This is a genomic window from Arhodomonas aquaeolei DSM 8974, from assembly GCF_000374645.1.
Lineage (GTDB): Bacteria > Pseudomonadota > Gammaproteobacteria > Nitrococcales > Nitrococcaceae > Arhodomonas > Arhodomonas aquaeolei.
Map to the genome: position 1 here is coordinate 110,034 of NZ_KB894813.1, position 8,799 is coordinate 118,832.

Annotated in this window: 8 protein-coding genes; 4 read left to right on the forward strand and 4 right to left on the reverse strand. The window is 71.7% G+C overall.

Annotation, left to right across the window (positions count from 1 at the left end):
* Positions 1–33: 33 nt before the first annotated feature.
* Both thpR and C516_RS0113795 read right to left on the reverse strand, forming a co-directional pair.
* Complete coding sequence (gene thpR, locus C516_RS0113790) at positions 34–591, reverse strand: RNA 2',3'-cyclic phosphodiesterase (RefSeq protein ID WP_018718996.1); 558 nt, start codon at positions 589–591, stop codon at positions 34–36.
* Positions 588–1,115, reverse strand: a complete 528-nt coding sequence (locus C516_RS0113795; RefSeq protein WP_018718997.1) for a CinA family protein — start codon at positions 1,113–1,115, stop codon at positions 588–590. The genes thpR and C516_RS0113795 overlap by 4 nt, the downstream gene beginning before the upstream one ends.
* 142 nt (positions 1,116–1,257) lie before the next feature.
* On the opposite strand from C516_RS0113795, the gene mutS reads away from it, so the two are divergent.
* Complete coding sequence (gene mutS, locus C516_RS0113800; protein WP_018718998.1) at positions 1,258–3,831, forward strand: DNA mismatch repair protein MutS; 2,574 nt, start codon at positions 1,258–1,260, stop codon at positions 3,829–3,831.
* An 88-nt stretch (positions 3,832–3,919) separates the two neighbouring features.
* The gene (fdxA, locus tag C516_RS0113805; protein WP_018718999.1) at positions 3,920–4,243 is read left to right on the forward strand and encodes a ferredoxin FdxA; all 324 of its coding nucleotides are present in this window, start codon (positions 3,920–3,922) and stop codon (positions 4,241–4,243) included.
* 24 nt (positions 4,244–4,267) lie between these two features.
* On the opposite strand, the gene relA is transcribed toward fdxA, so the two are convergent.
* Entirely contained in the window at positions 4,268–6,478 is a 2,211-nt protein-coding gene (relA, locus tag C516_RS0113810; protein WP_018719000.1) for a GTP diphosphokinase, read from the reverse strand.
* 107 nt (positions 6,479–6,585) lie between these two features.
* Complete coding sequence (locus C516_RS0113815; RefSeq protein ID WP_018719001.1) at positions 6,586–7,260, reverse strand: SOS response-associated peptidase; 675 nt, start codon at positions 7,258–7,260, stop codon at positions 6,586–6,588.
* Between the two features lie 65 nt (positions 7,261–7,325).
* Between C516_RS0113815 and C516_RS19605 the strand changes: the two genes are divergently transcribed.
* The gene (locus C516_RS19605) at positions 7,326–8,291 is read left to right on the forward strand and encodes a ketopantoate reductase family protein (protein ID WP_018719002.1); all 966 of its coding nucleotides are present in this window, start codon (positions 7,326–7,328) and stop codon (positions 8,289–8,291) included.
* A 15-nt stretch (positions 8,292–8,306) separates the two neighbouring features.
* Positions 8,307–8,546, forward strand: a complete 240-nt coding sequence (locus C516_RS0113825; RefSeq protein WP_018719003.1) for a hypothetical protein — start codon at positions 8,307–8,309, stop codon at positions 8,544–8,546.
* Positions 8,547–8,799 lie beyond the last annotated feature (253 nt).

Here is an 8,799-nt window from a genome sequence, read left to right on the forward strand (position 1 = left end):
CCCAGCGCCTATGCCAAATGACCGGTCATTATTTCACAAAGGGGGTTCGCCTCCCACCCCGCGCCCGGCGAGCGGCCAGTGCCCCAGACACCGATAGCGCACCCCGTCCGGCCCCTGCTCGGAGGAGAGCAGGCGGAATCCCGTGACCGGCCAGTCGACAGGATCGGGCTCCGGCGGCGGCGTCCCGGCGCGGCGTGCCAGGGTCACGTGGGGCCGGAACCGGCGCCGCTCCCGCGGCAGCCCGTGGGCCGCCAGCGTCGAGGCCAGCCCCTCTGCCAGATCCCCCAGTGCCTCCGGCGGAGCGCCCGGCGCCAGATAGGCGATCCCCTGCCGCCGCCACACCCCCGCCCGGTCCAGGTGCAGCCGGAACGCCGCCGGTACCGAGGCGGCAAGGACGTTCGCCGCGGTGACCGCACGCACCCGTGCCGCCGCGTCGCAGCGCCCCAGGAAGACCAGGGTGAGATGAAGGTTGATCGCTGGTACCCGCCGCCCCCGCTGCACCCGCCACGCTACCGCCTCGAGACGCCGGCGCACGCCCGCCGATGGCCACAGCGCGAAGAACAGGCGCTGGTGCGGGACCTCGCCGCTCACGCCCCGGTGGCCTCGATAAGCCCGTCCAGCGCGACCGCCACGCTCTGCCGGCGTACCGCCTCGCGGTCGCCGTCGAATCTGTGGCAGCGGCACTGCACGCCGCCACCACGGCGGCCCCAGGCAAACCAGACGGTGCCCACCGGGCGCTCCGGCGTGCCGCCGTCCGGGCCGGCCACGCCGGTGACCGCCACGGCGAGCGCGGCGTCGGAAACGGTGAGCACGCCGCGTACCATCGCCGCCGCGGTGGCCTCGCTCACCGCCCCATCCGCCTCCAGCGTCGCCGCGGGCACGCCGAGGAGGTCGCGCTTGGCGGCGTTGCCGTAGACGATGAAGCCGCGCTCGAACCACGCCGAACTCCCGGGGATGTCGGTGAGCACCTTGCCGATCCAGCCGCCGGTGCAGGACTCCGCGGCGCTGACCAGCCAGCCGTGCGCCGCGAGCGCCGCGCCCAGGCGCCGGGCACGGTCGTCGAGCCCCGCGTCGTCCACACCGATGCCCGGACCGTCACCGTCGATTCCCGTCATTCCTGTCTCCCGTCTGCCGTGGTGTGCCCGCGACCGCGCTGCACAGCGCGCGGTACGGGCGGTATACTGCCGCGCACCCGTCGCCGGCAGCCACACCTGCCGTGATCCACCGACCCAGCGCGGAAAGCACGCCATCACCAGTATGACCGACAACGCCACCGCGTCGCGCAAGCACACACCGATGATGCAGCAGTTCCTCCGGATCAAGGCCGAGCACCCGGATATCCTGCTGTTCTACCGCATGGGCGACTTCTACGAGCTCTTCTACGACGATGCGCGCCGGGCGGCGGAGCTGCTGGACATCACCCTGACCACCCGGGGCGAATCTGCCGGCGAGCCCATCCCCATGGCCGGGGTGCCGGTCCACGCCTACGAATCCTACCTCGCCCGGCTGGTGCGCCTCGGCGAGTCAGTGGCGATCTGCGAACAGATCGGCGACCCCAACACCAGCAAGGGCCCGGTGGAGCGGCGCGTGGTGCGCGTGGTCACGCCGGGCACGCTCACCGACGAGGCCCTGCTCGAGGAGCGCCGCAGCAACCTCCTGCTCAGCGTCGCCGCCGGTGACGACGAGTATGGCCTCGCCGCGCTGGAGCTCTCCAGCGGGCGCTTCGTGGTCACCGAGGTCAACGGCGAGGAGGCCCTGGTGGCCGAAATCGAGCGCCTCCAGCCCGCGGAGGTGCTGGTCAGCGAGGAGCACGCTCCGCCGGCCCCCCTCGCCCAGCGCGCCGGGCTCACCCGCCGCCCGCCCTGGCAGTTCGAGCGCGACGGCGCCGAGCGCACCCTCACCCGGCACTTCGACACCCGGGACCTCGCCGGCTTCGGGGTGGCCGGCCTGGACCGCGCCATCGCCGCCGCCGGCTGCCTGCTTCAGTACGTCAGCGAGACCCAGCGCTCGGCGCTGCCCCACATCCGCGCCATCCAGGTGGAGAACCGCGACGAATCGGTGGCCATGGATGCGGCGAGCCGCCGCAACCTGGAGCTGGACTACAACCTCGGCGGCGGTACCGAGCACACCCTGGCCTGGGTGCTCGACACCACCGTGACCGGCATGGGCGCGCGGCTGCTGCGCCGCTGGATCCACCGCCCGCTGCGCGACCGCACGGTCCTCAATGCCCGCCAGGAAGCCATCGGCATGCTGCTGGAGACGGCGGGCACCGGCGCGGTGCGCGACGCCCTCGCCGGCCTCGCCGACGTCGAGCGCATCGCCGCGCGCATTGGCATGCGCTCTGCCCGGCCCCGGGACCTCACCGGCCTGCGCGAGGCCCTGCGCCGGCTCCCCGCGGTGCAGACCGCCCTTGCCGGGATGGACGCGGAGCTACTGCTCCAGCTCCGCGCCGACCTCGCGCCCCGCGAGGCGCTACTGGAGCACCTGGAACGCGCCGTGGTGAACCAGCCGCCGGTAGTCATCCGCGACGGCGGGGTGATCGCCGACGGCTACGACGACGAGCTCGACGAGCTCCGCGGCCTCGCCCGCAACGCCGACGAATACCTGCTGGAGCTCGAGACCCGGGAGCGCGAGGCCACCGGCATCGCCAACCTCAAGGTCAGCTACAACCGCGTCCACGGCTACTACATCGAGATCGGCCGCTCGCAGAGCGACAACGTCCCGGACCACTACATCCGCCGCCAGACCCTCAAGGGCTCGGAGCGCTACATCATCCCCGAGCTCAAGGCCTTCGAGGACAAGGTACTCTCCGCCCGCGAGCGCGCCCTCGCCCGGGAGAAGGCGCTCTACGAGGGCCTGGTCGAGTCCCTGGCGGAGGAGATGGACGGCCTGCTGCGCGTCGCCGAGGGCCTGGCGACGCTGGACACCATCGGCGCGCTGGCCGAGCGCGCCGACACCCTGGACTACGCCCGCCCGGAGCTCGTGCGCGACGGGGGCATTCACATCGAGGGCGGACGTCACCCGGTGGTGGAGCGGGTGATGAGCGAGCCGTTCGTGCCCAACGACGTCCATCTCGACGACACCCGGCGCATGCTCATGATCACCGGCCCCAACATGGGCGGCAAATCGACCTACATGCGCCAGGTCGCGCTGATCACGCTGCTGGCCTGCATCGGCAGCTTCGTGCCCGCGGCGGCGGCACGGATCGCGCCGGTGGACCGGATCTTCACCCGCATCGGCGCCTCCGACGACCTCGCCGGCGGGCGCTCGACCTTCATGGTCGAGATGACCGAGACCGCCACCATCCTCAACAACGCCAGCGACCACAGCCTCGTGCTCATGGACGAGATCGGCCGCGGCACCTCCACCTTCGACGGCCTCGCCCTGGCCTGGGCCAGCGCCGCCGAGCTGGTCGCACGCATCCGCGCCTACACGCTGTTCGCCACCCACTACTTCGAGATGACCGCCCTGCCCGAGCACTACCCGGCGGCGGTGAACGTACACCTCGACGCGGTGGAGCACGGCGAGCGGATCGTGTTCCTGCACTCGGTCAAGGACGGCCCGGCCAACCAGAGCTACGGCCTCCAGGTCGCCGCCCTCGCCGGCGTGCCGCGGGAGGTCATCCAGGCGGCCCGGCGCAAGCTCGCCGCGCTGGAGACCGATACCCGGCCGGCGGGCCCGGAGCCCGACGGCCAGCTCGCGCTGTTCGACGCCGCCCCGCCGGACCCGGCGGTGGAACGGCTGCGCGAGACCGACCCGGACGACCTCAGCCCCCGGGACGCCCTCGCCCTGGTCTACGAGCTCAAGCGCCTCAGCGAGGAGGCGCCCTGAGCGGGGCTATTCCCCCCCGGCGTGTGGGTTGATGGCGCCGGGTAACTTGATACGATACCCGCAAACGCTCTCATAAGGTGTCAAAACAATGACTTACGTCGTCACAGAAAACTGCATCAAGTGTAAGTACACGGACTGCGTCGAGGTCTGCCCCGTGGACTGCTTCCACGAGGGGCCGAACTTCCTGGTCATCGACCCGGAAGAGTGCATCGACTGCACCCTGTGTGAGCCGGAGTGCCCGGCGGAGGCGATCTTCTCCGAGGACGACCTGCCCGCCGAGCAGTCCAGGTTCCTCGAGCTCAACGCCGAGCTTGCCCAGCAGTGGCCGGTGATCACGGAGATGAAGGACCCGCCGGAAGACGCCGAGGAGTGGGACGGCAAGTCGGACAAGCTCCAGTACCTGGAGCGCTGAGCCGCGGCCGCGGCGCCCGGGCGCTCAGCCGCCCGGCGCCCGGCGCACGTCCACCACGTTGCGCAGCCCCGCCAGCCGGTCGATCAGCCGGCCGAGCTGTGCCAGATCGCTCACCCGCACCGTCAACGTGATACGCGCCTGCTCGCTGTCCGGGTCGGTGTGTGTGTTCACCGCATCCACCCGCACGCCCTCGTTGCTGATCAGCGTGGTCACGTCCCGCAGCAGGCCCTGACGGTCGTAGGCCAGCACCCGCACGTCCACCGGGTAGCTGCTGTCGGTCTCGTCGTTCCAGCTCACCTCGATGAACCGCCCCGGATCCTCCTCTTCCTGCAGGCGCGCCAGGCTCGCGCAGTCCCGGCGGTGGACCGTCACGCCCTGGCCCCGGGTGATGAAGCCGACGATGGGATCGCCGGGGGCCGGCTGGCAGCATCCGGCCAGGCGCGTCAGCAGGTTGCCGACGCCGTAGATGGTGACGTCGTCGCTGCCGCCGGCCGAGCGCTGCGGTCCGGGACGCCGGCGTGCCGGCGGCGGCGTCTCCCGGCGCGGGCGGAGCTGCTCGTCGAGCAGCCCGGCGATCTGCCCGCCGGTGACATCACCACGGCCGAGCGCGGCGAAGAAGGCGTCGAGCTGGGGGTAGCGCGAGCGTGCCGCCAACCGTTCCAGGTTGACGTCCTGCAGGCCCAACCGGCCGAGCTCCCGGTCGACGATCGCGCGGCCATCCGCCACGTTCTGATCGAAGTCCTGCTGGCGGAACCAGGTGCGCACGTGGGCCCGGGCGCGCGGCGTGACCAGGTAGCCCAGCGCCGGGTTGAGCCAGTCACGGCTCGGCTGGCCGTTGCGGGCGGTGAGCACCTCCACCTGGTCGCCGTTGTGGAGCTGGTAGGTCAGCGGCACGATCCGGCCGTTGACCTTGGCCCCGCGGCAGCGGTGACCGACCTGGCTGTGCACCGCGTAGGCGAAGTCCAGCGGCGTCGCCCCGCGCGGCAGGTCGAAGACGTCGCCCCGGGGGGTGATCACGTAGACCCGGTCCTCGAAGACCTCGGCCTTGAACCGGTCGAAGAGGTCCTCGCCGCCCTCCTCCGGGTTCGTCTCCAGGAGCTGGCGGATCCAGGCGATCTTGCCGTCGAAGCCCGGGTCCTGGCCGCGGCCCTCCTTGTAGCGCCAGTGCGCGGCGATGCCGAGCTCCGCGCTCTGGTGCATCTCCCGGGTGCGGATCTGGATCTCCACGTTCTTGCCGCCCGGGCCAACCACCGCGGTGTGCAGGGACTGGTAGTTGTTCTCCTTGGGCGTGGCGATGTAGTCGTCGAACTCCCGCGGGATGGGCTGCCAGAGGGCGTGCACCACGCCCAGGGCCGCATAGCACTGGGCCACGGTATCGACCATCACCCGCAGCGCACGGATATCGAAGAGTTCCTCGAAACTCAGCCCCTTGCGCTGCATTTTTCGCCAGATACTGTAGATATGCTTCGGCCGCCCTTTGACCTCCGCATCGATGCCGGCGTCCCGCAGGGCCTCCGCCAGCGCCTCGCGCACCTCGCCGATGTAACGCTCGCGGTCGACACGCTTCTCCGCGAGGAGCCGGGCCACGCGCTTGTAGGTCGCCGGCTCGGTGAGCGCGAACGCGCGGTCCTCGAGCTCCCACTTGAGCTGCCAGATGCCGAGGCGATTGGCCAGCGGCGCATACAGGTCGAGGGTCTCGCGGGCGAGGGCCGAGCGGGCATCCTCGTCGAGGTGGCGCACCACACGCATGTCCTGGAGACGCTCGGCGAGCACGAGGAAGACCACACGGATGTCCCGCGCCATGGCGAACAGCATCTTGCGCAGCGCCTCGGTGCGGTCCTCCCCGGTCCCGCCGGGATGGCTGTGCAGCTCGCTGACCACACCGATGCGCGCGGCACCGTCCACCATAGTCGCGATGTCACCGCCGAAGCGTCGGCGCAGGGTCTCGCTGTCGTAATCCGGGAACGACGGCAGGTCGTGGAGGAGCGCCGCGGCCACGGTCTCCGCGTCCAGCCGCAGCGAGGCCACCACGCCGGCCACGGCGACGGCATGGGCCATATACGACTCACCGGAAGGACGTTCGGCCTCGCCGTAGCCCGCAAGGGCGTCCGTCCACGCGCGCTCCAGCAGTGCCCGCCCGCCGTCGTCCGGCGACAGCGGCAGCCGCTCGACCCACTGCGGGAAATCGAGCTCGACGTCGGCGATATCGCCAAGCTCACCGGTGACCTGAACCATGGCTCGCATCCACAGGCGTTGCGAACAAAGCCGGTCATTATACTATCGCGAAGACCGCGTGCACCGCCGGAAGACGATCACGGGACGGATGGCCGGTACGGCTGCGGTCACCCGTCCCCGGCGGACGGGTCGCGCTCGATCAGCCCGGGGTCGTCGTTACGCGGCGAGTTCACCCGGGTGCTGACCGGCCACAATCGCAGCTGCTCGCCCGGCACCGGACGCACCGCCACGCGAATGCGCTCCCGGGCGTTCAGCGCCGGATCCAGCCAGGCCCGCCAGCAGGAAGGGTCCAGGACCACGGGCATCCGTGGGTGGATACGCCGGGCTGCCCCCCGGGCGGGCTCGGTGATGATGGCCATGCCCGGCAATGCCCCGCCGGCGTGACCGCCGGGGACGTGCACCGCCGCGAACATCAGCGGCGCACCCACGTCGAGGTGCCAGGGCTGGCGCACTCCGCCGGGCCCGGCCCGCCATTCGTACCAGCCATCCGCCGGGACCAGACAGCGCGCCTCGCGGAAGGCCCGGGCGAAATAGCGGCTCGACGCCACCGTCTCCGCGCGGGCGTTGATCGGCCGCGGGGCACCCGGGTCGTCCACGTCGTCGGGCCGGAAGCCCCAGCTCGCCATCGTTAGCCGCGGCCCGTCCTCACCGGCCACTGCCACCGGCACGGCGGTTCCGGGCGGGATGTTGTAGCATGCCGGGACCACCGCGTCCGGCGGGGCGATGCCCAGCCACTCGGCGAACGCGGACAGCGGCGTGTGACGTTCGAATCGGCCGCACATGGGTCGCGCAGGATAGCAGACAAGGCCCCGCCGGGCGGGGCACGACGACGGGAGGACGCGGGAACATGCGCATCGCGATCATCGGTATCGGCGGGATCGGGGGGTTCTACGCGGCACGGCTGCTGCAGGCCGGCCACGAGGTCATCGCCATCGCCCGCGGGCAGCAGCTGGACGCCCTGCGCGAGCGGGGCCTGACCGTCGAGCACCCCGAGTCCCGGTTCGAGGCCCCGGTGACCGCCATGGATATCGCCGGCCTGCAGGCCGAGGATCCGCACGGCGTCGACGGCGTACTGCTCGCGACCAAGTCCGCGTCGACACCGGCGATCGCCGCCGCGCTGGCCGGGTGGCCCGGGGCCGGCGCTGTGCCCGTCGTCTCGCTGCAGAACGGCGTCGACAACGAACCCGTACTTGCGGATGCCCTGGGCGCCGATCGGGTGATCGGCGGCCTGTCCATCCGCATCGGCACCCACGTCACCGCCCCCGGCGTGATCGAGGCCACCGGCCCCGGGCAGGTCACCGCGGGCATCTGGCCCAACCGGGCCGAAGCACCGGAGGGGCCGGCATCGGCCTTCCTGCCCCGCCTGATGGCGGCCCTGCAGGCGGCGGGCGTGCCAGTACAGGAGACACCGGACATCCGCCGCGAGCTCTGGCGCAAGCTCATCATCAACAACGGCGTGAATCCGATCTCCGCGGTCACCGGCTGGGACAGCCAGCGCCTGACCCACGACGAGCGCATCGCGCCCGTGGTAAAGCGGCTCATGCGCGAGACCGCCACCGCGGCCCGGGCGGACGGCGTCGAGCTCGACGAGACGGACGTGGCGGAGATGTTCGGCATCATCCACGACCTCGACCCCATCAAGACCTCCATGCTCGTGGACCGTGAGCATGGCCGGCCGCTGGAGGTGGACGCCATCTGCGGCCCGGTCATCGAGCGAGCGCGCCGCCTCGGCGGCGATGCCCCGGCCACGGAAATGGTTGCCGCCCTCCTCGACCGGGGCATCTGGTCCACCGACGGCGGCGCCGTCGCCTGAGGCCACGGCGGGACGATGCCGGCCCGTGCAGGCGTACGCACACCACTGCTGACCACCGCGGCGCTGGCGGTGCTCGGCGTGATCCTGCGGGCACTCGCCCTGCTCGCCGCCCTCGCGGGCCTGGACGGCCCCCCGCCGACGATACCCGCCAACCTCCCGGATGTGCTCGGACACAGCGCTACCGCGGTCTTCGCACTCGCTGCCGTCGCCGCGGCATGGAGCGTGGTGTGCGCCGTGGCAGTCCGGCGGCGCTAGTCCCCGGCGGACAGGGACACCGCAAGCACCGCCACGACGGTTCAGAGGATCCAGACGCCGATCGGCAAACCAGCCTCGTGACCGACCCCGGGCGACACCGTCGTGGCTGTCGGTTGCCGGGGGCAGCCAACCTACTGGAATCTTGCCCTGCGCAGCGTTGGCGGAACGCACGTACATCGGGGTTATGGCGCCGGCCGCTCAAGGCAATCGACGCAGCCGACATCGCGGGACGGGATGTTGGCTGCCAGGAGCA